This window comes from Burkholderia sp. CpTa8-5, assembly GCF_017815045.1.
Classification (GTDB): domain Bacteria; phylum Pseudomonadota; class Gammaproteobacteria; order Burkholderiales; family Burkholderiaceae; genus Burkholderia; species Burkholderia sola.
The window spans coordinates 105,993-129,631 of record NZ_JAGIQD010000014.1 but is presented as its reverse complement, the minus strand read 5'-3'; the positions used below and the strand labels follow the sequence as shown (position 1 = coordinate 129,631).

The following is a 23,639-nucleotide window of genomic DNA, read 5'->3' as shown; positions in this document are numbered from 1 at the left end:
GATGTTCGGCGACATCCGCCGGATCGTCGGTCTCGCGTGGCCGGTGCTGGTCGGCCAGCTCGCGATCATCGCGTTCGGCGTGATCGACACCGCGATGGTCGGCCGCTACTCGGCCGTCGATCTCGCCGCGCTCGGGCTCGGCTCGTCGATCTACGTATCGATCTATATCGGCCTGACCGGCATCCTGTCCGCGCTGCAGCCGATCACCGGGCAACTGTACGGCGCGCGGCGCTATGCGGAGATCGGCGAGGAAGTGCGCCAGGCGCTGTGGCTTGCGCTGCTGCTCTCGATTCCGGGCTTCCTGCTGCTGCATTTTCCGGAACCGCTGCTGCGCGTCGCGCACGCACCCGCCGCGCTGCACGAGCGCACCGTCGACTACCTGCGCATCCTGTCGTACGGGCTGCCCGCCAGCCTCGTATTCCGGATCTACAACGCGCTGACCAACGCGGCCGGCAAGCCGCGGCTCGCGATGATCCTGCAGATCGGCGCGCTGCTGCTCAAGTTTCCGCTGAACGTGTGGTTCATCTTCGGCGGCTTCGGCGTACCGGCGCTCGGCGGCCCCGGCTGCGGGCTCGCGAGCACGCTGATCAACTGGGCGCTCGCGCTGATCGGCTACACGCTGCTCGCGAAGCTCGACGTATTCGCGCCGCTCGCGATCTTCTCGCGCTTCTGCTGGCCCGTGTGGGAACGGCAGAAGGCCATCCTGAAGCTCGGCGTGCCGATGGGCCTGTCGTATCTGATCGAGGTGACGTCGTACACGTGCATGGCGCTGTTCATCGCGCAGTTCGGCACGACGACGCTCGCCGGCCACCAGATCGCCGGCAACATCGGCGCGGTGCTGTACATGACGCCGCTGTCGATCGGCGTAGCGGCGTCGACGCTGGTCGCACGCGCGCTCGGCGCCGGACGCGCGGACGAAGCCCGGCTGCTCGGCCGGCACAGCGTGATGTTCGCGTGCGGGGTTGCCGCCGCGTACGGCGTGCTCGTGTTCGCGCTGCGCCCGCTGATCATCGGCGGCTATACGCCGAACCCGGCCGTCGCCGCGGCCGCGATGCCGCTCGTCGCGATCGTCGCGTGCTACCACGTGTTCGATGCGCTGCAGGTCACGTCGGCGTTCGTGCTGCGCGCGTACAAGGTGGCGGTCGTGCCGACCGTGATCTACGCGGTCGCGCTGTGGGGCGTCGGCCTCAGCGGCGGCTACGTGCTCGGCTTCGACGTCGGCGGCATCGCGCCCGCGTGGCTGACGGGCGCGCGCGGCTTCTGGTTCGCGAACACGGTCAGCCTGATGCTGGCGGGCGCGGGGCTCGTGCTGTACCTGCGCCGCATCAGTCGCGCGCACGCCGCCGTGGCCGCCGCCTGACGCGCGGGTGCGCTACGCGTCCTCCAGCACGTCGGCTGCGTGATATGACGACCGCACGAGCGGGCCGGCGACGACTTCCCTGAAACCGAGCGCGAGCGCCTCGTCGCGCCACGCGGCGAACGCGTCCGGGCTCACGTAGCGCCGCACCGGCAAATGGTGCGCCGACGGCGCGAGATACTGGCCGAGCGTCAGCACGTCGACCTCGTGCGCGCGCAGGTCGCGCAACGTGTCGCGCACCTCGTCGTCGCGTTCGCCGAGCCCGAGCATCAATCCCGATTTCGTCACGAGCGTCGGCCGCGCGGCCTTCGCCTGCGCGAGCAGTTCGAGCGAGCCGCGATAGTCGGCGCCCGGCCGCGCCGCCCGGTACAGCGACGGCACCGTCTCGATGTTGTGGTTGAACACGTCGGGCCACGCCGACGACAGCGCGTCGAGCGCACGCGCCGCGCGGCCGCGGAAGTCCGGCGTCAGCACCTCGACGCCGATGCCCGGCACGCTCGCGCGCACCGCCGCGATGCAAGCGGCGAAATGCGCGGCGCCGCCGTCGCGCAGATCGTCGCGGTCGACCGACGTGATCACGACGTAGCGCAATCCGAGCGCCGCCGCCGCGTCGGCCAGCCGCGCGGGCTCGGCGGGATCGAGCGGCTCGGGACGGCCGTGCGCGACGTCGCAGAACGGACAGCGCCGCGTACACAGCCCGCCCATGATCATGAAGGTCGCGGTGCGCTGCGCGAAGCATTCGCCGATGTTCGGACACATCGCCTCCTCGCATACGGAATGCAGCCGATGCTCGCGCAGCACGGCGGCCATGTCGGCCACCGCCGCGCTCATCATCGGCCGCGCGCGCAGCCACGGCGGCTTCGGCAACGCCGCGGCGGCCGCGGGCTCGATGCGCACCGGAATGCGCGCAAGCTTGTCGCGACTTCTCGCGCCGGGCTGGCCGAGCGCCGTGAGGCTGGGTCGTTCGAGCGCGGCGGCCATCGTCAGTCTCCGAGGAATGCGACGATCAGGCGGTTCACGTCGGCGGCCGACTCCATCTGCACCATGTGCCCGCTGCCGGCGATCACCTCGGCGCGCACGCCGCCCGGCAAGTCCTGCGCATGCTGCGCCGGAATCACCTGGTCGCGCTCGCCCCAGATCACGAGCGTGCGCGGCGCCAGCGACGCGAGCCGGTCGCGGAACACGCGCCGCTGCGCGGCGCCGTCGAACGCGGCATGCGCGATCTTCTCCAGCGCGGCCTGCACGCCTTCGAGCCGCTTGTACTTGACGAGATCGTCGACCAGTTGCCGCGTGACCAGCGCGTCGTCCGCGAACAGCGCGCCGAGGTGCGGCTTCAGCGTGTTGCGGCTGTTGCCGGCGACGAAGCCGTCGATGTACGCTCGGTTGATGTCGGCGCCGAGCCCGGCGCTCGCGATCAGCGTGAGCGACGCCACGCGCGCCGGCGCGCTGTCGGCCAACGTCATCGCCACTGCGCCGCCCATCGAATGGCCGATCAGGTGCGCGCGCTCGATGTGCTGCGCATCGAGCAGCGCGAGCACCGCGTCGGCCAGTTCGTCGAGAGTGCCGCTCTCGACCGCCTTGCCCGATTCGCCGTGGCCGGGCAGATCGAGCGCCCACACCGGCCGGTGCGCGGCGAGCTCCGCGTGATTGAACAGCCAGTTGTTCAGGTCGCCGCCGAAGCCGTGGATCAGCACGGCCGGCGTGCCCGAACCGTCACCGAGCTTCAGGAAACGGATCGTGCGTCCGCCGATCTGCGCCTTCTCCGGCTGCGGGCCGGCCGCCTCGTCGGACGCCGCGCTCGGCACGAAATCGCGCTGGAACTCGGCGATCGCCGCGTCGATGTCGGCGTCGCTCGCATCGGCCGCCGCGACGACGCCGAGCAGCGCGCCGACGGGCAGCGTCTCGCCCTCCTGCGCGACCTGCCGGCGCAGCGTGCCGTCGAACGCGCATTCGACGCCCGACGAGATCTTGTCGGTCTCGACGTCGAGCACCTCGTCGCCCTTCGCCACGCGTTCGCCGATCGCCTTCAGCCAGCCGTTGACCTGCCCCTGCTCCATCGACAGCCCCCACTTGGGCATCGTGATCATGTGAATCGACATCGTGTCAGCTCCTCGTCTTGAGTACCGCCTGCGCGATCGCATCGGCGGACGGGATATACAGGTCTTCCAATACGCCGGCGAACGGCGCGGGCGTATGCGGCGCGGTCACGAGCTCGATCGGCGCCTTCAGCGAATGGAACGCACGCTGCGCGACGAGCGCGGCGATGTCGGTCGCGATCGAGCAGCGCGGGTTCGCTTCGTCGACGACCACCAGGCGCCCGGTGCGTTCCGCGCTTTCGAGGATCGTTTCCTCGTCGAGCGGCGACGTCGTGCGCAGGTCGATCACGTCGCACTGGATGCCGTCCTTCGCGAGCGTCGCGGCCGCGTCCATCGCGAGATGCACCATCCGGCCGTACGTGACGATCGTCGCGTCGTCGCCGTCGCGCAGCACGCTCGCCTCGCCGAACGGAATCGCATAGGACTCCTCCGGTACGTCGCCCTCGCGCGTATAGAGCAGCTTGTGTTCGAGAAAGATCACAGGATCGTTGTCGCGGATCGCCTGGATCAGGAGCCCCTTCGCGTCGTACGGCGTCGACGGGCACACGACCTTCAGCCCCGGGATGTGCGTGAACAGCGACGTGAGCATCTGCGAGTGCTGCGCAGCCGCGCGCAGGCCCGCGCCGTACATCGCGCGAATCACGACCGGCGTCACGGCCTTGCCGCCGAACATGTAGCGGAATTTCGCGGCCTGGTTGAAGATCTGGTCGAAACACACGCCCATGAAATCGATGAACATCAGTTCCGCGACGGGCCGCATCCCGCACGCGGCCGCGCCGACCGCCGCACCGATGTAGCCGCCCTCCGACAGCGGCGTATCGAGCACGCGGCCCGGAAACTTGTGGAACAGCCCCTTCGTCACGCCGAGCACGCCGCCCCATGCGTCGTCCTCGCCCGGCGCACCCGCGCCGCCCGCGTTGTCCTCGCCCATCACGATCACGCTGTCGTCGCGCGCCATTTCCTGCGCGAGCGCCTCGTTGATCGCCTGCGAATAAGTGATCTTCCTTGCCATGTCTGTCTCCTGGAATATTGGGTTGCCGTGCCGGCTGCCGGGTCAGCCCGCGCTCACGGATACGACACGTAGACGTCGGCCAGCAGGTCGGCGGCATCCGGCAGCGGCGCGGCCTTCGCCTGCGCGACCGCGTCGTCGATCAACGCCTTCACTTGCGCGTCGATCGCGCGCAGGTCGTCGGTCGTCAGCGCCTCGGCGCGCACGACGCGCGTTTCGAAATGCTTCAGGCAGTCCTTCTCGTCGCGCAGCTTCTGCACCTCGCCCGGCGCGCGGTAGGTTTGCGCATCGCCCTCGAAGTGGCCGAAATAGCGCGTGAACTTCACCTCGACGAGCGTCGGGCCGCCGCCGTTACGCGCGCGTTCGACGGCCTCGCCGAGCGCCTCGTGCACCGCGAAGAAGTCGAAGCCGTCGACGATCACGCCCGGCATCCCGAACCCGTTCGCGCGATCGGCGATGTTGTCGGTCGCGACCGACCAGCTCGACGACGTCGCTTCCGCATAGCCGTTGTTTTCGGCGACGAAGATCGCGGGCAGCCGCCACACCGACGCGAGGTTCATCGATTCGAAGATCACGCCCTGGTTCGACGCGCCGTCGCCGAAGAAGCACACGCCGACGCCGCCCGTCTTCTTGTGCTTGGCCGCGAGCGCCGCGCCGCACACGAGCGGGCCGCCCGCGCCGACGATCCCGTTCGCGCCGAGCATCCCCATCGACAGGTCGGCGATGTGCATCGAGCCGCCCTTGCCGCGGCAGACGCCCGTCTTCTTGCCGTAGATCTCGGCCATCATCCCGTGCACGTCGACGCCCTTCGCAATGCAGTGGCCGTGGCCGCGGTGCGTGGTGGCCACGTAGTCGTCGAGGCCGAGGTGCAGGATCGTGCCGACGGCGGACGCCTCCTCGCCCGCGTACAGGTGAACGAAGCCGGGAATCTCGCCGGTCGCGAATTCGACGTGCAGGCGTTCCTCGAATTCGCGGATCGTGCGCATCAGCCGATAGGCGTCCAGCAGCTTGTCCCTGCCGAGCTGTGTCGAAGCGGTCATGTGTGTCTCCTGGTTAGGTCTGACTGCGAATGCCGCCCCGGCCGTGCCGTGGCGGCGGATTGCACGGCCTCGCGGCCGTCAGTGGAACGTGAAGCCGCCGTCGACGTTCACGGCCTGGCCCGTCACGTTGTCCATCGTCGCGAAGAACAGCGCGAGCCGGCCCATGTCTTCCGGCGTCTGCGCCCGGCCCTGCGGAATCAGCGTCAACTGGTGCCGCTGCCACGATTGCTCGACCGATTCGCCATCGGTCCTCCATTCGTCGGACAGCCGGTCCCACATGTAAGTGCGGACGATGCCGGGACAGATCGCGTTGACGGTCACGCCGTCGCGCGCGAGTTCCTTCGCCAGCGCATTGGTGAAGCCGACGACCGCGAATTTCGATGCGCTGTAATGCGCGAGATTCGGAAAGCCTTCCTTGCCCGCGATCGACGCGACGTTGATGATCCGGCCGCGGCCCTGCGCCTTCAGGTGGGCCAGTGCCGCCCGGCAGCCGAGGAACGTGCCCTTCGCGTTCACGTCCATCACGAAATCCCAGTCGCGCTCGGTCAGTTCGGCGACCGGATGAATGTTGATCACGCCCGCGCAATTCACGAGGATGTCGAGCCGGCCGAGTTCGGCGAGCGCCTGCGCGACCATCGCGTCGACCTGCGCGGCCTGCGTGACGTCGACCTTCGCGATCGCGGCCCGGCGGCCGAGCGCGCGGACCTCGCGCGCGGTGGCGTCGAGCGCGTCGTCGAGCAGGTCGGCCAGCAGGATGTCCGCGCCGGCGCCGGCAAGCGTCAGCGCGATGCCGCGGCCGATGCCGCGCGCGCCGCCCGTGACGATGGCGACCTGTCCTTCGAGAGGGGCTGTCATGCGATGTCTCCTTGATGATCGTTATGGATGGCGAAGCGTCTTCGTCAAACCGGGGTATCAGTCGCGCCACGCGCCGGCGTCGCGCAGCAGCTGCCGCGACGATGCGTAGCGCAGCGTGCGACCGACGTCGACCGTCAACGGCCCGCGCCAGTCGAGCGCGATCTCGTAGCGATCGCCGCGCGCGACCTCGATCTCGCGCTCGCCGTCGAACGCGAGCGTGCCGCGCTCGAACGGAATCGCGTGCCACGTGCCGGGTTCGAGCCGCTCGCAACTGCGCATCACGACACGATCGACGCGCCCCGGCGCGATCGGCGCGACGAGCGGCGTGCCGGCCGCGTTGCCGGCTTGCGCGAAGCGCATCGAGAGCCCGTGCGGCGCGCTGCGCTCGAGCGGCGCCCACGCGCCGCCGAGCGCGGACAGGCCGATACCGTCCGGTTCCGCGAACGTCAGGTAGAGCGAGTCGATGTCGTCGGAGCCGGAAATCGCGCGCGCGCCGATGAAGCGCTGCCGCGCGGCGCACACGTCGACGAGCGCAATCTCCTCGCGCCCCGGCTGCGCGCCCGCGACGCAGCGCACGACGAGCCGCTTGTTGCGCACGAACGCGACCTCGGCCGGCACGGCGCCGGTCGCGGCGAGCCCCGCGGCGACGCCGGCGACGGTTGCCTCGCGATGTTCGGGAAACGCGTTGTTGGTGCCGGTGGACAGCGCGACGAGCGGCGTCGCGCCGCAATGCGCGGCAACCGCGCGATGGGTGCCATCGCCGCCGAGCACGACGATCAGCGACACTTCCATCCGATGCAGATAGGCAGCGCCCGCCTGCGTGTCGGCGACGCTGTCGGTGATCGGCAGGTCGACGAATTCGACCTGGGGCCAGCGCTCGTGCGGCGCGACCGCGCGATGCGTGTCGATCGCGCGCAGCAGCAGCGTCGCGATGCCCGTGCGGTCGCGCAGCGTCAGCACGCGCTCGACGCCCATCGCGCCGAGGCCGGCCAGCAGGCGCACGATCATGTTCGCCTTCTCCGCGGTCGGAAACACGGATGCATGCGTCGTAAGGCGGCGGATGTCGCGCCCCGATGCGGGGTTCGCGATCACGCCGACGGTAACGGGCGTCGTCACGGGTTTGTCTCCATCCAGTCGACGGAGCCGGCGCATTGACGCGCGCCGGCTCCGCCTGTTTCGTCCGCAGCCATCGACGGGCGGCGGATCGTCGTCGCCGACGCGATCGCGGCGGCTTGCCCGTCATTAATGCAAGCGGCGTGCCATCGTGCGTGCGATCGCCGCGAAACCCGCGTGGACGCTGGCGCGGCGGGCATGCGCGGGTTCCGGATGCGCGGCCGTGACGACGCAGCGCGCGTCGAATCCGCGCAGACGTCTCACGTCGCCGATACGGCGACGCGATTGCCGCGGCGCCCGTGCATGCGCGGCGTTCCGCCCGCCAACCCTGCGTTCGCGCCGCGCCGCGCACGCGACGCCCCGCCGCACGGCCGCCGCGCGCCGCGCATGCGGCCGTCTCAACTGCGCGAGACACGGCGCGATACCGGTGAGACGACCGTCTCATGCGCGCCGCGTGCTGCGATGCAATGTGATTCGCCGAACCGGATGTGCTACAAGAACAGCGACATCCCCGCCGTACGGAACCGGAGCCGACCATGCCCTACGCCGTCCCCCAGGCCCAGCACGCCGACCGTGTACTCGGCGCGCTCGCCGGACGCCTGCCCGCGCCGGCGGATTCCGCGCGCCTCGTGTCGTCGTGGCAACGGTCGCTGGAGCGCTACCGTCTCGACCCCGCTTCGTCGATCGGCCCGCGCGTGCTGACCGCGGCGGAGCTGCGCGAGGTGCGCGACAAGGAGGAAGCCTTCCTGCGCGCGTCGGGCCAGTGCCTGACGCGGCTGCACGACATGATTCGTGTCGCCGACTACTGCGTGATGCTGACCGACGCGCACGGCGTGACGATCGACTACCGGATCGACCGCGAACGCCGCAACGACTTCCGCCATGCGGGGCTGCACATCGGCTCGTGCTGGTCGGAAAGCGAGGAAGGAACGTGCGGCGTCGCGAGCGTGCTGACCGATCTCGCGCCGATCACCGTGCACAAGACCGATCACTTTCGCGCGGCGTTCACGACGCTCACGTGCAGCGCGGCGCCGATCTTCTCGCCGGGCGGCGAACTGATCGGCGTGCTCGACGCGTCGGCCGTGCATTCGCCCGACGGCCGCGACAGCCAGCGTCTCGTCTACCAGCTCGTGCGGCAGAGCGCGGCGCTGATCGAGGACGGCTACTTCGTGCACAGCACCGCGCAGCACTGGATATTGTTCGGGCATCCGAACCGTCACTACGTCGAGGCGCAGCCCGAGTGGCTGATCGCATTCGACGAATGCGGCAACATCGTCGCCGCGAACCGGCAGGCGCGCGACGCGCTGCCGGCGCTGCGCGAGCCGCGCCATATCGACGAGATCTTCGATGCGACCGAGATGCCGCTGCGCGACGCCGCGCGGCTCGACACGATCGTCGCGCTGCGCGTGCGCGCGACCGGCGCCCCGCTCTACGCGCGGCTGCGTGCGCCGCTACGACGCGCCGGCCGCGACCCCGGCGCGGCGTCGCGCCGCCCGGGCACCGCTGCGCCGCGTCACGTCGGCGCGCTGACGCCGTTCCTGCACAGCAGCGATGCGCGCATCGCGCAACAAGCGGAACTCGCGCTGCGCGTCGCGAGCAAGCGGCTGCCGATCCTCGTGCTCGGCGAAACCGGCGCAGGCAAGGAAGTGTTCGCCCGCGCGATCCACGACGCCGGCGCGCGGCGCGCGCGGCCGTTCGTCGCCGTCAACTGCGGCGCGCTGCCGGAAGCGCTGATCGAGAGCGAACTGTTCGGTTATGCGGCCGGCGCGTTCACCGGCGCACGCAAGCACGGCGCGCGCGGCAAGATCGCGCTCGCCGACGGCGGCACGCTGTTTCTCGATGAAATCGGCGACATGCCGCTCGCGCTACAGACGCGCCTGTTGCGCGTGCTCGCCGACGGCGAGGTCGTGCCGCTCGGCAGCGATACGCCCGTGCGCGTCGATCTCGACGTGATCTGCGCGACGCACCGCGATCTCGCGCGGATGGTCGCCGACGGCACGTTCCGCGAGGATCTGTACTACCGGTTGAGCGGCGCGACGTTCGACCTGCCGCCGCTGCGCGAACGCGCGGACGTGCGCGACGTGATCGCCGCCGTGTTCGCCGAGGAAGCGCAGGCGACCGGCCACGTGCTCACGCTCGACGCGACGCTCGCCGAACAGCTCGCCGCGTATGCATGGCCGGGCAACGTGCGGCAACTGCGCAACGTGCTGCGCTATGCGTGCGCGGTGTGCGACGCCGCGCGCGTGACGCGCCGCGACCTTCCGGCCGACCTCGCCGCGCAACTCGGCGGCGCGCCGCCGGGCGCGCTGCCCGACGACGAACGCGGCCGCATCGTCGCCGCGCTCACCGCGCATCGCTGGCGGCCCGACGCGACCGCTCGGGCGCTCGGCATGTCGCGCGCGACGCTGTACCGGCGCATCGCGAAGTACCGGATCGTCGCGCCGCACCGCGCGTGACGCACGGGCGCACGCCCCGTCATGCGGGCTGTCCGGCCGCTTCGTTCGCGTCGTCCGTCACGCCGGCCGCCTCGTCGCGCCGCGCGAACACCTCGCGCGCGGCGAACAGCGCGTTCAGCGCGGCCGGCATCCCCGCATACACGGCCATCTGCATGAACACCTCGACGATCTCGTCGCGCGTGCAGCCGACGTTCAGCGCGGCCTCGATATGCACCTTCAGTTGCGGCTGCGCGTTGCCGAGCGCGGCCAGCGCCGCGATCGTCGCGATTTCGCGCGCCTTCAGGTCGAGCTGCGGCCGGCTGTAGATGTCGCCGAAGCTGAATTCGACCAGGAGCCGCGCGAAGTCCGGCGCAATCGGCGCAAGCGCCGCGATCACGCGTTCGCCCGCTTCGCCGTCGATTTCCTTCAGTTTGTTCCAGCCGCGCGTGTAGCGATCCTCAACGAGTCGTTCCATCGTGTCCGTCCTGTTCCGATAAAGAGTGAGAAGGTTTCGCCCGTCGTTCCGTTTCCCGTTCCTGCGCCTCGTAGTACGCGATCTTGTCGCCAATCGCGTCGAGGCTCGCCTGCAACTCCGCGATATGCGCACGCACCGCGTCGCGATGCGCGACCAGCAAGTCGCGCCGCGCGCCGAACGTCGACGCGCCCTGCTCGCGCAGCACCGCGAACGCCTGCATCTGCGCGATCGGCATGCCGGTCGCCTTCAGGCGCATCACAAAGGCCAGCCAGTCAAGGTCGGCCGGCGCATAGAGCCGGTGCCCGGCCGCCGTGCGCGAAATCGCGCGCAGCAGCCCGGCCTGCTCGTAATACCGCAGCGTGTGCGTCGACACGCCCGTCAGTTCGGCGACTTGCCCGATCGTCAGCGGACCGGCGGCGGAGGGTTGGGATACGGTTTTCGACATGGCAGGAACAAGGTTAGGAGTTAGAGTTCACTCTAAGTCAAGCATTGTCTGACGGCCAGTGGGGCGTTCACCCGCGATACGCTCGCGATACCCGGCGACACCGTAAAGAATGGTCAAAATCGGCGCCCCGCAGCGGTTTCGGCCTTTACAGCGCCGCAAGCCTTCAGCAAGATTCGGTCAGCCTGTCTCAAAAAGGGCACGCATTTGTCCTATGCTTAACGGCGACGCCCGGCGAGCTCGCGCGTCGTCGTCCGTTGCAACAGCCATTCATCCGTCAGAACCAGGGAGCCCTTGCCATGCTGAAAAAGCTGCTGATGCTGTTTGTCGCGCTGTCGCTGTCGCTCGCCGCCGGCCTTGCCGCGGCCGTCGAAGTCAACACGGCCGACCAGGCCGCGCTCGAATCCGTGAAGGGGCTCGGACCCGTGAAGTCGAAGGCGATCATCGACGAACGCACCAAGAACGGCCCGTTCAAGGACGCCGACGATCTCGCGAACCGCGTGAAGGGCCTCGGCACGAAGTCGGTCGGGCATCTCGAGGAAAACGGCCTGACGATCGGCGGCGCGTCGACGCCGCCGAAGGGCGTGAAGCTGTCGAAGCCGGCCGCGACGACGTCGGCGGGCACGTCGACCACGACGTCGGCGGGCACCGCCTCGACGTCCACGACCGCGACGGCCGGCACGACGACCGCGGTGCCCGCGCCGTCGGCGAGCGCACCGGAAGCGGCGAGCAAGCCGGCCAAGACCAAGCGCGCGTCGAAGAAGGAAAAAGCGGCAGCCGCTGCCGCGGCATCCGCCGACGCCGGCGCGAGCGCACCGGCCGCCGCGTCGTCCGCGAAGGCGACGAAGGGTTCGAAGAAGAAGAGCAAGAAGGACAAGGCCGCCTCCGCCGCCGCGGCGTCGGGCGCCTGATGTGCGCCGCGCGCGCGACGGCGTGCGCGCGGCATTCGTTCAACGGGCGCCGTCGTCACGGCGCCCTTTTCAGTGAAGGTGAAGAACCATGGGTCTCCTCGACATCGTTGGCGGTCTGATCGGCGGCCAGGCCGGCGGCAACTCGCAAAGCGCGCTCATCGCGACCGCGCTCGAATTCATCAACAACCAGCCGGGCGGCCTGAACGGGCTGATCGAGAAGTTCAAGGCCGGCGGCGCCGGCGAGATCATCGGTTCGTGGGTCGGCACCGGCGAAAACCAGCCGATCTCGCCGGATACGCTGCAAAACGTGCTCGGCTCGGACGTCGTCGGCTCGCTCGCGAGCAAGGTCGGCATCGATCCGTCGCAAGCGTCGTCGATCCTCGCGCAGGTGCTGCCGCACGTCGTCAACGGCGCGACGCCGAACGGCGAAGTGCCGGCCAGCGGCCAGCTCGACACGTCGAACGTGCTCGGCACGCTCACGCAGCTCGCCGGCATGTTCGGCGGCAACAAGGCCTGAGCCCGCACGCCTGACAGCCCGGGCGGCCGCTTCGAACGTTTCGGCCGCTCCATAAGCAAACACCCCGCCTGAGCGGGGTGTTTGCTTTTGCGCGCCCGGCGGTGCGAACCGGGCGCACCGCCGATTACCGGCGATCAGTGCACGACGCGGTCGAACACGAACTGGCCGTCGTTGACGTCGACCGGGATCACGTCCTTCGGACCGAAGCGGCCGGCGAGGATCAGCTTCGCGACCGGGTTCTCGATCTCCTGCTGGATCGCGCGCTTCAGCGGCCGCGCGCCGAACACCGGATCGTAGCCGACCTTCGCGATCTGCTCGAGCGCCGACGGCGACACGTCGAGCGCCATGTCGAGTTTCGCGAGCCGGTCGTGCAGGCGGGCGAGCTGGATCTTCGCGATCGACTCGATGTTGCTGCGGTCGAGCGCATGGAACACGACGACGTCGTCGATCCGGTTCAGGAACTCGGGGCGGAAATGCTGCTTCACCTCGAGCCACACCGCGTCCTTGATCTCGTCCTGCGGCGCGCCCGTCATCGCCTGGATCACCTGCGAGCCGAGGTTCGACGTCATCACGATCACCGTGTTCTTGAAGTCGACCGTGCGCCCCTGCCCGTCGGTCATGCGGCCGTCGTCGAGCACCTGCAGCAGCACGTTGAATACGTCCGGATGCGCCTTCTCGATCTCGTCGAGCAGGATCACGCTGTACGGCTTGCGGCGCACGGCTTCCGTCAGATAGCCGCCTTCCTCGTAGCCGACATAGCCCGGCGGCGCGCCGATCAGCCGCGCGACGCTGTGCTTCTCCATGAACTCGCTCATGTCGATGCGGATCAGATGCTCTTCCGAATCGAACAGGAACGACGCCAGCGCCTTGCACAGCTCGGTCTTGCCGACCCCCGTGGGGCCGAGGAACAGGAACGAGCCGTACGGACGGTTCGGATCGGCGAGACCCGCGCGCGAACGACGGATCGCGTCGGCCACCGCACTGATCGCCTCATCCTGGCCAACCACGCGCTCGTGCAGCTTTTCCTCGATGTGCAGCAGCTTCTCGCGTTCGCCCTGCATCATCCGCGACACCGGAATCCCGGTCGAACGCGACACGACTTCCGCGATTTCCTCGGCGCCGACCTGCGTGCGCAGCAGGCGCGGGCGCGTCGGGTTGTGCTGCTCCTGCTCTTCGGCCTGCGTGACCTGCTTGAGCTGTGACTCGAGCTGCGGCAGCTTGCCGTACTGCAGCTCGGCGACCTTCTCGAGCTTGCCTTCACGCTGCAGGCGCGCGATATCCGCCCGCACCTTCTCGATCTCTTCCTTCAGTTGCGCGCTGCCCTGCACCGCGGCCTTCTCGGCGGTCCAGATCTCTTCCAGGTCCGCATACTCGCGGCCGAGGCGGTCGATCTCTTCCTCGATCAGCTGCAGGCGCTTCTGCGACGCTTCGTCCTGCTCCTTCTTCACGGCTTCGCGCTCGATCTTCAGCTGGATCAGACGACGGTCGAGCTTGTCCATCTCTTCGGGCTTCGAATCGATTTCCATCTTGATCTTCGAAGCGGCTTCGTCGATCAGGTCGATCGCCTTGTCCGGCAGGAAGCGGTCGGTGATGTAGCGATGCGACAGCTCGGCCGCGGCGACGATCGCCGGGTCGGTGATGTCGACACCGTGGTGCAGTTCGTACTTCTCCTGCAGCCCGCGCAGGATCGCGATCGTCGCCTCGACGCTCGGCTCGTCGACGAGCACCTTCTGGAAGCGGCGTTCGAGCGCGGCGTCCTTCTCGATGTACTTGCGGTATTCGTCGAGCGTGGTCGCGCCGATGCAGTGCAGCTCGCCGCGCGACAGCGCCGGCTTCAGCATGTTGCCCGCATCCATCGCGCCTTCGGCCTTGCCCGCGCCGACCATCGTGTGGATCTCGTCGATGAAGACGATCGTCCGGCCTTCGTCCTTCGCGATGTCGTTGAGCACCGCCTTCAGGCGTTCCTCGAACTCGCCGCGGTACTTCGCGCCGGCGAGCAGCGCGGCCATGTCGAGCGACAGCACGCGCTTGCCCTTCAGCGTCTCGGGCACCTCGCCGTTGACGATCCGCTGCGCGAGCCCTTCGACGATCGCGGTCTTGCCGACGCCCGGCTCGCCGATCAGCACCGGGTTGTTCTTGGTGCGGCGCTGCAGGATCTGGATCGAACGGCGGATTTCGTCGTCGCGGCCGATCACCGGATCGAGCTTGCCCGCACGGGCGCGCTCGGTCAGGTCGACCGTGTATTTCTTCAGTGCCTCGCGCTGGCTTTCCGCGTCCTGGCTGTGCACCTGCGAGCCGCCGCGCACCGCGGCGATCGCGGCTTCGAGCGCCTTGCGCGTGAGGCCGTGCTGACGCGCGAGCTTGCCGGCGTCGCCCTTGTCGTCGGACACGGCGAGCAGGAACATCTCGCTCGCGATGAACGTGTCGTTGAGCTTCTGCGCTTCCTTGTCGGCCTGGTTCAGCAGCCCGGCCAACTCACGGCCGATCTGGATCTCGCCGCCCGTGCCCGTCACTTGCGGCAGGCGCGAAATGGCTTCGTTCAGCGCGCCTTGCAGCGCCTGCACGTGCACGCCCGCACGCGACATCAGCGAGCGGGCCGATCCGTCCTGCTGCGCGACCAGTGCCGCGAGCACGTGAACGGGTTCGATGTATTGATTGTCGCGGCCGGCCGCGAGGCTTTGCGCGTCCGCGAGTGCTTCCTGGAACTTGGTGGTGAGCTTGTCGATTCTCATTTGGTTGAGACCTCCAATTTTCGATTAACACCAAGATGAGGATGGTTATGCGGCTTTCAAGCGAAATTCGGGTTGATTCAGCGCAAAAAATGCCGGACACCCTTAAAACGACCCGGCGGTGTGATCGGATGGACGCAGGGGCCCGCGGCGCCCGCGTGTCAGTGGGCGTTGGACGACGGCTCGGCGGCCGTCGGCGCTTCGTCCGGCGTCGGCGCGGCGCGCACGAGCGCGACCGGACGGATGCCGAGCAGCGCCGCGAGCGGCGACGCGGGCTCGGCCAGTTCGCCGAGCGTGTGACGATCGAGTTCCGCGAAGAACGCATCGCGTGCGGCCGCCAGCACGCCCTTCAGCCGGCACTGCGGCTCGATCGCGCAGCCGCGCGACTCGCCGCCATCCGACGAAAAGCAGCCAACCAGCGCGAAGTCGTTTTCGGTCGCCCGCACGACCTGGCCGACCGTCAGTTGCAGCGAATCGGCGAACAGCCGCAGCCCGCCGTTGCGGCCGCGAACGGTGTCGACCCAGCCCAGCTCGCCGAGCTGCTGGACGACTTTCATCAGATGGTTCTTCGAGATGCCGTAGGCGTCCGAGATCTCCTGGATCGTCGCGAGTCCCTCGCCGCGCACGGCGAGGTACAGCATCACGCGCAGCGAATAGTCGGTGTAGTCGGTGAGTCTCATGAGCGAATACGGAAAAGATCGATCGTGCCCCAACGACGTGAGCCGGGCCGATCGCGACGCGTGCAAGGCCGATCGAGGATCCCGCGGCGCGGCCCCGGGTTGCCGGGATCGCGTGCGCGCAATAAGATGCGTGATATCCGCACGTTTTCCAGGGGTTACAGGACGCTATTTTGCGTCAAAATCCGGCCGGCGTCCTGCTCGTTGCCTGCGCCGGCGCCCTGTCGCTGCCCTGCTCCACCGGCCCTTTTTGTCATGACTGCCCTGCCTGCCTCGCCCGAACCCGTACCGGCCCGCCCCCGCGACGCCGAGCCGACCGAAGACAACATCCGCGCTCTCGTCTACGCGTTTTACGACCGCGTGCGCGCCGATCCGCTGCTCGGGCCCGTGTTCGACGCGAAGCTCGCCGGCCGCTGGGACGATCATCTGCCGAAGATGGTGATGTTCTGGTCGAGCCTCGTGCTCGGCACCAAGGGCTATCGCGGCAACGTGCAGCAGGCGCACCAGCCGCTCGACGGCATCGAGCCGGCCCATTTCAGCCGCTGGCTGTCGCTGTTCCTGAACACCGTCGAAGCGCGTTACGCGCCGGCCGCAGCGATCCGTTTCATGGAGCCCGCGCTGCGGATCGCGCAGAGCCTGCAGTTGAGCCGGTTCGGCTGGGACTACCGGATTCCGCCCGAACAGCAGGCGCTGCTCGACGCGGTCGCGCCGCGCCGTCGCGACACGGGCGACGATCCGCACGCGTTGCCGTCGCGCGCTCGCGGCGAGCCGTTTCCGACGAAGATCATCGGGCGCGGCGTCGACCCGGACGCGTAATACCCGTCACGCGCGACGACGCCGCACCTGCGGTACATCGCCGCATCGTCCGCGCGCCGCACTCAGCGCCGCGTATTGCCCGACTCGACGCCCCAGCGCGCGAGCGCGGCGTCGTCGGTACTGCGCGCATCGACCCAACGCTCGCCGTCCGGCGTCGTTTCCTTCTTCCAGAACGGCGCTTCGGTCTTCAGATAGTCCATCACGAACTCGCATGACGCGAACGCATCGCCGCGGTGCGACGCGACCGTCGCGACCATCACGATCTGGTCGAGCGGCAGCAGCCTGCCGACGCGATGCACAATCGCGACGTCGATGCCCGGCCAGCGCCGGCCGGCCTCCGCCGCGATCTTCTCGAGCGCCTTCTCGGTCATGCCCGGATAGTGCTCGAGCTCCAGCGCGGCGACCGCATCGCCTTCGTTCAGGTCGCGCACCGTGCCGACGAAGCACGCGAGCGCGCCGATCTTCGGGTTGCGCGCGCGCAATGCCGCCACTTCGGCGTTCAGGTCGAAATCGTCGGTCTGGATTCGTATCGTTGCCATCACCGGTCCCATGCAAAGCTCAGCCGCCCGTCACCGGCGGGAAGAACGCGACCTCGCAGCCTTCGGTGAGCCGCGTGTCGGGATCGGTCATCTCGTGGTTGCAGGCCATGCGCAACGCGCGCCCTTCGGCGAGCGTGTCGGCCCACGCGCCACCGCGCACGCGCAGCCACGCACGCACGTCGCCGACGGTCGTCACGCTGTCCGGCACGTCGGCTTCTTCGTCGGCCACGCCCAATGCTTCACGCACGCTTGCAAAAAATTTAAGCTGAATCTTCATGGTTCGGAAGCCGCCGCGTTACGACAGCAATTCGGAAAACGGAATGAAACGCACGGTCTCGCCCGCGCTGATCGCGTGCTGCGGCGGATTATCGATCAGGCCGTCGCCCCAGACCGTCGACGTGAGCACGGCCGAACTCTGGTTCGGGAACAGGTCGAGGCCGCCGGCCGCATTGACGCGCGCACGCAGGAATTCGTTGCGCCGGTCGCCCTTGCTCTGCGAAAAATCGGCACGCAGCGACAACGCGCGCGGCGCGACGTCGCGCACGCCGGACAGGCGCAGCAGGAACGGCCGCACGAACAGCAGGAACGTGACGAAGCTCGAGACGGGGTTGCCGGGCAGCCCGATGAAGTGCGCGTCGGCGCGCGCGTCGCCACGGCGCACCGCGCCGTACGCGAGCGGCTTGCCGGGCTTCATCGCGATCTGCCACAGCGCGAGCCGCCCTTCGGCCTCGACGGCCGGCTTCACGTGGTCCTCGTCGCCGACCGACACGCCGCCGCTCGTCAGGATCACGTCGTGATCGCGGGCGGCCTCGCGCAGCGTGTCGCGCGTCGCGGCCAGCGAGTCGGGCACGATTCCGTAGTCGGTCACGTGGCAGCCGAGCCGCTCGAGCAGCCCGCGCAGCGTGAAGCGATTCGAGTTGTAGATCGCGCCGGGCTTCAGCGGCTCGCCGGGCATCGTCAGTTCGTCGCCGGTGAAGAACACCGCCACGCGAATCCGCCGCGCGACCGACAGTTGCGCGCAGCCGACCGATGCGGCGAGGCCGAGCGCCTGCGGCGTGAGCCGCGTGCCGGCCGACAGGATCACCGAACCCTGACGAATGTCCGCGCCCTGCGCGGTGATCCATTCGCCGGCCTTCGGCGTGTGCAGGATCTCGACCGCGTCGCCGTCGGCCGACGTCTGCTCCTGCATCACGACGGCGTCGGCGCCGGGCGGCACCGTCGCACCGGTGAAGATCCGCGCTGCCGTGCCCGCCGCGAGCGGCGCGGCCGGGTGGCCGGCCGGAATCCGCTGCGACACCGGTAGGCGCCGCTCGCCGTGCAGCAGGTCGGCGACGCGCACCGCATAGCCGTCCATCGCGCTCGTATGCATCGGCGGCACGTCGAGCGGCGAGCTGACGTCGGCCGCCAGCACGCGGCCGAGCGCGTCGAGCGTGGCGACGGTTTCGGCCCCGGGCAGCGGCTTCGCGGCATCGAGCAGCGCGGCGAGCGCCTCGGCGGTCGACAGCATCGGCGCGCGCGGCGCCGCGGGATTCGGGTTCGACATCGATGGAATCGGGGATCGTTGGAATCAATACGTCATTGTAGCGACGCCGCCGTACGCACGCGCGATATGGCGAACATGCGAAGATTGTGATCGGCGCGAACCCGCAGGTCTGACACTTGTTTCGCGCATTTCGCGCCACATGCGATGTCCGCGTACCCAACCCGCGGGCCAAACGAAACGGCCGGAACCCCGATCCATTCGACGAATCGGCATTCCGGCCGGCCTGCCTGCACGCCGGGCTCGCGCCCGGCGGCACATCATGCGCCCGTATGGGCGGCGATGAAGTCCTTCACCTGCTGCGCGTCGGCCTTCACGACCTCGAAGCGCTGCGGCAGCGCCTCGAGCCCATCGAATGCGGCCGGCCGCTCGGCTTCGCGATCGAGCGCTTCGCGGATCGTCTCGCCGAACTTGATCGGCTGCGCCGTCTCGAGCACGACCATCGGCACGCCGGCCTCCAGATGCTCGCGCGCGACCTTCACGCCGTCGGCCGTATGCGTATCGATCATCGTGTCGTAGCGCGAGAACACGTCGCGGATCGTCGCGATGCGGTCGGCGTGGCTGCTGCGGCCCGACACGAAACCGAATTCGGCGACGCGCGCGAAATCGCCGCTGGCCGCGAGATCGAAGCCGCCCTTCTCCTCGACGTCGCGGAACAGTTGCATCACGCGGGCCGGATCGCGGCCGAGCAGGTCGAACACGAAGCGCTCGAAGTTCGAGGCCTTCGAGATGTCCATGCTCGGGCTGCTCGTGTGATAGGTGTGCTCGGCGCTGCGCACGCGGTATGCGCCGGTGCGGAAGAACTCGTCGAGCACGTCGTTCTCGTTGGTCGCGACCACCAGCTTCGCGATCGGCAGCCCCATCATCCGCGCGATGTGGCCCGCGCAGACGTTGCCGAAGTTGCCCGACGGCACCGTGAACGACACGCGCTCGTCGTTCGACTGCGTCGCCGCGAAATAGCCCTTGAAGTAGTACACGACCTGCGCGACGACGCGCGCCCAGTTGATCGAGTTGACGGTGCCGATCTTCTGCTGCGCCTTGAATGCGTGATCGTTCGATACGGCCTTCACGATGTCCTGGCAGTCGTCGAACACGCCTTCGACCGCGAGGTTGAAGATGTTCGGATCCTGCAGGCTGAACATCTGCGCGGTCTGGAACGCGCTCATCTTCTTGTGCGGCGACAGCATGAACACGCGCACGCCGGCCTTGCCGCGCATCGCGTATTCGGCCGCGCTGCCGGTATCGCCCGACGTCGCGCCGAGGATGTTCAGCGCTTCGCCGTGCTTCGCGAGCGTGTACTCGAACAGGTTGCCGAGCAGCTGCATCGCCATGTCCTTGAACGCGAGCGTCGGGCCGTTCGACAGTTCGAGCAGCGACAGCGCCGTGCCGTGCTCGGTGCCGAGCGTCTTCAGCGGCGTGATGTCGGATGCGTTCTCGCCGTGGCGCGTGTTGCTGTACACGGCAGCCGTGTACGTGCGGCGCGTGATCGCGCGCAGGTCGTCGGCCGGCACGTCGTCGCAGAACTTCGACAGGATCTCGAACGCGAGATCCGCGTACGGCAGCGTGCGCCAGCGCGCGAGCTCGTCGGCGGACACCTTCGGATACTCGGCCGGCAGGTAGAGCCCGCCGTCCTTCGCGAGACCGCCGAGCAGGATGTCGGAGAACGTATGGCGCTCGCCGATGCCGGCGCCGCGCGTGGAGATGTAGTTCATGTCGTCAGCCTCAGTTCAGCGCTTCCATGCGCAGCTTCGTCACCTTCGACACGACGGTCGCGAGGCTCTCGATTTGCGCGATCGCCGCGTTGACGTTCTTCTCGACCGTCTCGTGCGTGATCAGGATGATGTCGGTTTCGCCGTTCGCGCCGTCGATCTGCTCCGATTCCTTCTGCAGCAGCGCGTCGATCGAGATGCCCGATTCGGCGAGGATGCGCGTGATCGCGGCGAGCACGCCGGTCTGGTCGGCGACGCGCAGGCGCAGGTAGTAGCCGCTCGTCACTTCCTCGATCGGCAGAATCGGCGTGTTCGACAGGCTGTCCGGCTGGAACGCGAGGTGCGGCACGCGATGCTCGGGATCGGCCGTATGCAGGCGCGTGACGTCGACGAGATCCGCGACGACGGCCGAAGCGGTCGGCTCCGCGCCCGCGCCCTTGCCGTAGTACAGCGTCGTGCCGACTGCGTCGCCGTGCACGACGACCGCGTTCATCGCACCCTCGACGTTCGCGAGCAAGCGCTTTTCCGGGATCAGCGTCGGGTGCACACGCAGCTCGATGCCGTTTGCGGCGCGGCGCGCGATGCCGAGCAGCTTGATCCGGTAACCGAGCTCTTCCGCGTAGCGGATGTCGGTCGCGTCGAGCTTGCTGATGCCTTCGACATACGCGCGGTCGAACTGCACCGGCACGCCGAACGCGATCGCGCTCATGATCGTCGCCTTGTGCGCGGCGTCGACGCCCTCGATGTCGAAGGTCGGATCGGCTTCCGCGTAGCCGAGCGCCTGCGCGGCCTTCAGCGCGGTCGCGAAGTCGAGCCCGCGGTCGCGCATTTCGGACAGGATGTAGTTCGTCGTGCCGTTGATGATGCCGGCGATGTACTGGATGCGGTTCGCGGTCAGGCCTTCGCGCAGCGCCTTGATGATCGGGATGCCGCCGGCGACGGCCGCCTCGAACGCGACCATCACGCCCTTCTCGCGCGCGGCTTCGAAGATCTCGGTGCCGTGCACCGCGAGCAGCGCCTTGTTTGCCGTCACGACGTGCTTGCCGTTCGCGATCGCGCGCAGCACGAGCTCGCGCGCGATGCCCGTGCCGCCGATCATCTCGGCGATGATCGCGATCGACGGATCGTCGACGACCGCGTTGAAGTCGTCGGTGATCTGCGCGGTGCCGGCGTGGGCGCCGAGCGCCGCCTGCGCCTTGGCCGGGTTGCGCACGGCAATGCGCGCGACCTCGATGCCGCGCCCCGCGCGTCGTTTGATTTCTTCCTGGTTGCGGTGCAACACCGTGAAGGTGCCGCTGCCGACGGTGCCGAAGCCCAACAGGCCAACTTTGATCGGTTCCATGCTGCGTGTGATCGATGAGTAAGAAGTAGTGAGTTCCGTGAGACGCTGCCCGCTCAGACCGAATGGCGCTTGCGGTAGCCGTCGAGGAAGCGTGCGATCCGGTTGATCGAATCGGTCAGGTCGTCGAGGTTCGGCAGGAAGACCACGCGGAAATGGTCCGGCGTCGCCCAGTTGAAACCCGTGCCCTGCACCAGCAGCACGCGCTCCTCGAGCAACAGGTCGAGGATGAACTGCTGGTCGTTCTGGATCGGGTAGAGCTTCGGGTCGAGGCGCGGAAACATGTACAGCGCGGCCTGCGGCTTCACGCAGGTCACGCCCGGGATCGACGTCAGCATGTCATACGCGAGTTCGCGCTGCTTGTACAGGCGCCCGCTCGGCACGATCAGCTCGTTGATGCTCTGGTAGCCGCCGAGCGCCGTCTGGATCGCGAACTGGCCGGGCACGTTCGCGCACAGGCGCATCGACGACAGGATGCCGAGCCCTTCGAGGTAATCCTTCGCGCGCCGGCGGTTGTCGCCGCCGAGGCCCGACACGGCCATCCAGCCCGCGCGATAGCCGCACGACCGATAGCTCTTCGACAAACTGTTGAACGTGACGGTGATCACGTCCTCCGACAGCGCGCCGAGCGCCGTGTGCTCGAGGCCGTCGTAGACGATCTTGTCGTAGACCTCGTCCGCGAACACGATCAGCCCGTGCTGGCGCGCGATCGCGAGCAGCTCGAGCAGCAATTCGTCGGAATAAAGCGCGCCGGTCGGGTTGTTCGGGTTGATCACGACGATCGCCTTCGTGTTCGGCGTGATCTTGCTGCGGATGTCGTCGAGATCGGGCATCCACGCGTTCTGCTCGTCGCACACGTAGTGCACGGGCGTGCCGCCCGACAGGCTCACGGCCGCCGTCCACAGCGGGTAGTCGGGCGCGGGCAGCAGCACTTCGTCGCCGTCGTTCAGGAGCGCCTGGGTCGCCATCACGATCAGCTCGGACGCGCCGTTGCCGATGTAGATGTCGTCGAGACCGACGCCGACGACGCCCTTTTCCTGCGTGTAGTGCATCACGGCCTTGCGCGCCGAGAACACGCCCTTCGAATCCGAATAGCCGGACGACGCCGGCAGGTTGCGGATCATGTCCTGGATGATTTCGTCCGGCGCGTCGAAACCGAACGGCGCGAGGTTGCCGATGTTCAGCTTGATGATACGGTGGCCTTCTTCCTCGAGGCGCTTCGCGTGCTCGAGCACCGGGCCACGGATGTCGTAGCAGACGTTGAGCAGCTTGTTCGACTTCTGAATCGGTTTCACGACGACACGGTTCCTGGGTTGGCCTTGCGGCCGGGGGACGGGATCAAAACTGGAAAGCGGCCGGTCTGTGCGCGCTGTCTAGACTGGGAAAAAGCGGCGGCCGGACGCGGCTTGTGGCGACGCACGACGCAAGTGGCGCCCGCAGGCGACCAAAAAGTTATAATTTAGCGGATTTTGGCCGACTTTCGCAATGCACCATAGCCGCGCCGGGCCCGCGCCGTCGGGCGTCCGCGCGTGGCCGGGCGCGCGAAACCGGCCTGCCGGGCCCTTGCGGCCCGGCCAACCCATTCCCCTACGGAACCGCGGAATACCGATTTGAAACTGCACCAGGACACGAGCGGCGCGCTCAACACCGTCACCGGCTACGGCCCCGATTATGTCGACGTCAATCTCGAACGCCATGAAACGAGCGTCATCGTGCTGCCCGGCGCGCCGGTCCAGGCCTGGCCCGTGTCGTCGTTCGACGCGCTCGCGCCCGAGCATTTCGCGATGCTGCTCGATCCGACGCCCGAACTCGTGATCTTCGGCAGCGGCGCGCGGCTGCGCTTCCCGCACCCGCGGCTCGTCGCGGCGCTCACCGCGAAGCGGATCGGCGTCGAGACGATGGATTTCCAGGCCGCCTGCCGCACCTACAACATCCTGATGGCCGAAGGCCGCAAAGTCGCCGCCGCGCTCTTAATTGAACGTTAATCCCGGTTGCGGTAAAACTCGGGCCGGCGCAGCGGGTCGATCCCCCGGATCGGCC

22 protein-coding genes are annotated in these 23,639 nt (G+C 68.5%); 6 read left to right on the top strand and 16 right to left on the bottom strand.

All coding sequences use genetic code 11. The annotated features are described in order from the left end of the window. Position 1 precedes the first annotated feature (1 nt). Positions 2-1,360: an MATE family efflux transporter gene (locus J8I35_RS21740; RefSeq protein ID WP_124554569.1), complete on the top strand. Its 1,359-nt coding sequence runs from the start codon at positions 2-4 to the stop codon at positions 1,358-1,360. 12 nt (positions 1,361-1,372) lie between these two features. On the opposite strand, the gene lipA is transcribed toward J8I35_RS21740, so the two are convergent. From lipA to J8I35_RS21710, 6 genes are all read right to left on the bottom strand, one after another. Next, positions 1,373-2,338, bottom strand: a complete 966-nt coding sequence (gene lipA / locus J8I35_RS21735; RefSeq protein ID WP_050013211.1) for a lipoyl synthase — start codon at positions 2,336-2,338, stop codon at positions 1,373-1,375. Between the two features lie 2 nt (positions 2,339-2,340). Then, complete coding sequence (locus J8I35_RS21730; protein WP_209926867.1) at positions 2,341-3,456, bottom strand: acetoin dehydrogenase dihydrolipoyllysine-residue acetyltransferase subunit; 1,116 nt, start codon at positions 3,454-3,456, stop codon at positions 2,341-2,343. Positions 3,457-3,460: 4 nt separating this feature from the next. Then, positions 3,461-4,465, bottom strand: a complete 1,005-nt coding sequence (locus tag J8I35_RS21725) for an alpha-ketoacid dehydrogenase subunit beta (RefSeq protein WP_124554572.1) — start codon at positions 4,463-4,465, stop codon at positions 3,461-3,463. Positions 4,466-4,518: 53 nt separating this feature from the next. Further along, entirely contained in the window at positions 4,519-5,502 is a 984-nt protein-coding gene (locus tag J8I35_RS21720) for a thiamine pyrophosphate-dependent dehydrogenase E1 component subunit alpha (protein WP_050013214.1), read from the bottom strand. A 78-nt stretch (positions 5,503-5,580) separates the two neighbouring features. Beyond that, positions 5,581-6,357, bottom strand: a complete 777-nt coding sequence (locus tag J8I35_RS21715) for an SDR family NAD(P)-dependent oxidoreductase (RefSeq protein ID WP_209926866.1) — start codon at positions 6,355-6,357, stop codon at positions 5,581-5,583. A 57-nt stretch (positions 6,358-6,414) separates the two neighbouring features. Further along, complete coding sequence (locus J8I35_RS21710; RefSeq protein ID WP_209926865.1) at positions 6,415-7,473, bottom strand: NAD(+)/NADH kinase; 1,059 nt, start codon at positions 7,471-7,473, stop codon at positions 6,415-6,417. A 533-nt stretch (positions 7,474-8,006) separates the two neighbouring features. Here J8I35_RS21710 and J8I35_RS21705 point away from each other — a divergent pair. Continuing rightward, on the top strand, positions 8,007-9,926 hold the full coding sequence (locus J8I35_RS21705) for a sigma-54-dependent Fis family transcriptional regulator (protein ID WP_089488501.1): 1,920 nt from the start codon (positions 8,007-8,009) through the stop codon (positions 9,924-9,926). A 19-nt stretch (positions 9,927-9,945) separates the two neighbouring features. Here the strand turns inward: J8I35_RS21705 and J8I35_RS21700 are convergent, their stop codons facing one another. Next, a complete protein-coding gene (locus J8I35_RS21700) occupies positions 9,946-10,380 on the bottom strand; it encodes a carboxymuconolactone decarboxylase family protein (protein ID WP_050013218.1) in 435 nt (144 codons plus the stop codon). Next, a complete protein-coding gene (locus J8I35_RS21695) occupies positions 10,364-10,825 on the bottom strand; it encodes a MerR family transcriptional regulator (RefSeq protein WP_124554574.1) in 462 nt (153 codons plus the stop codon). Before J8I35_RS21695 ends, J8I35_RS21700 begins: the two co-directional genes overlap by 17 nt. A 296-nt stretch (positions 10,826-11,121) precedes the next feature. Between J8I35_RS21695 and J8I35_RS21690 the strand changes: the two genes are divergently transcribed. Both J8I35_RS21690 and J8I35_RS21685 read left to right on the top strand, forming a co-directional pair. Further along, positions 11,122-11,733: a helix-hairpin-helix domain-containing protein gene (locus J8I35_RS21690; protein WP_124554575.1), complete on the top strand. Its 612-nt coding sequence runs from the start codon at positions 11,122-11,124 to the stop codon at positions 11,731-11,733. An 88-nt stretch (positions 11,734-11,821) separates the two neighbouring features. Then, the gene (locus J8I35_RS21685; RefSeq protein WP_050013221.1) at positions 11,822-12,250 is read left to right on the top strand and encodes a YidB family protein; all 429 of its coding nucleotides are present in this window, start codon (positions 11,822-11,824) and stop codon (positions 12,248-12,250) included. Positions 12,251-12,384: 134 nt separating this feature from the next. Here J8I35_RS21685 and clpB read toward each other — a convergent pair whose 3' ends face one another. Both clpB and J8I35_RS21675 read right to left on the bottom strand, forming a co-directional pair. Then, the gene (gene clpB / locus J8I35_RS21680; protein ID WP_209926864.1) at positions 12,385-14,982 is read right to left on the bottom strand and encodes an ATP-dependent chaperone ClpB; all 2,598 of its coding nucleotides are present in this window, start codon (positions 14,980-14,982) and stop codon (positions 12,385-12,387) included. A 158-nt stretch (positions 14,983-15,140) separates the two neighbouring features. Further along, complete coding sequence (locus tag J8I35_RS21675; protein WP_050013223.1) at positions 15,141-15,659, bottom strand: Rrf2 family transcriptional regulator; 519 nt, start codon at positions 15,657-15,659, stop codon at positions 15,141-15,143. A 252-nt stretch (positions 15,660-15,911) separates the two neighbouring features. Here J8I35_RS21675 and J8I35_RS21670 point away from each other — a divergent pair, with 252 nt between their 5' ends. Then, complete coding sequence (locus J8I35_RS21670; RefSeq protein WP_089488503.1) at positions 15,912-16,472, top strand: group III truncated hemoglobin; 561 nt, start codon at positions 15,912-15,914, stop codon at positions 16,470-16,472. 62 nt (positions 16,473-16,534) lie between these two features. Here the strand turns inward: J8I35_RS21670 and J8I35_RS21665 are convergent, their stop codons facing one another. The 6 genes from J8I35_RS21665 to J8I35_RS21640 all read right to left on the bottom strand — a co-directional run bounded on the left by J8I35_RS21665 (position 16,535) and on the right by J8I35_RS21640 (position 22,894). Then, positions 16,535-17,011 (bottom strand): molybdenum cofactor biosynthesis protein MoaE, encoded by a 477-nt coding sequence (locus J8I35_RS21665; RefSeq protein WP_050013333.1) that lies wholly within the window; start codon positions 17,009-17,011, stop codon positions 16,535-16,537. 19 nt (positions 17,012-17,030) lie between these two features. Continuing rightward, positions 17,031-17,288: a molybdopterin converting factor subunit 1 gene (moaD, locus tag J8I35_RS21660; protein ID WP_050013225.1), complete on the bottom strand. Its 258-nt coding sequence runs from the start codon at positions 17,286-17,288 to the stop codon at positions 17,031-17,033. Between the two features lie 18 nt (positions 17,289-17,306). Further along, entirely contained in the window at positions 17,307-18,554 is a 1,248-nt protein-coding gene (glp, locus tag J8I35_RS21655; protein WP_209926863.1) for a gephyrin-like molybdotransferase Glp, read from the bottom strand. 257 nt (positions 18,555-18,811) lie between these two features. Beyond that, positions 18,812-20,263 carry a threonine synthase gene (gene thrC / locus J8I35_RS21650; RefSeq protein ID WP_124554576.1) on the bottom strand — a complete coding sequence of 484 codons (1,452 nt, stop codon included), beginning with the start codon at positions 20,261-20,263 and terminating at the stop codon, positions 18,812-18,814. Positions 20,264-20,273: 10 nt separating this feature from the next. After that, entirely contained in the window at positions 20,274-21,602 is a 1,329-nt protein-coding gene (locus J8I35_RS21645) for a homoserine dehydrogenase (RefSeq protein WP_124594398.1), read from the bottom strand. Positions 21,603-21,655: 53 nt separating this feature from the next. Next, positions 21,656-22,894, bottom strand: a complete 1,239-nt coding sequence (locus tag J8I35_RS21640; protein ID WP_050013229.1) for a pyridoxal phosphate-dependent aminotransferase — start codon at positions 22,892-22,894, stop codon at positions 21,656-21,658. A gap of 315 nt (positions 22,895-23,209) precedes the next feature. On the opposite strand from J8I35_RS21640, the gene J8I35_RS21635 reads away from it, so the two are divergent. Next, positions 23,210-23,584 carry an Mth938-like domain-containing protein gene (locus J8I35_RS21635; RefSeq protein WP_012328660.1) on the top strand — a complete coding sequence of 125 codons (375 nt, stop codon included), beginning with the start codon at positions 23,210-23,212 and terminating at the stop codon, positions 23,582-23,584. Positions 23,585-23,639: the final 55 nt, after the last annotated feature.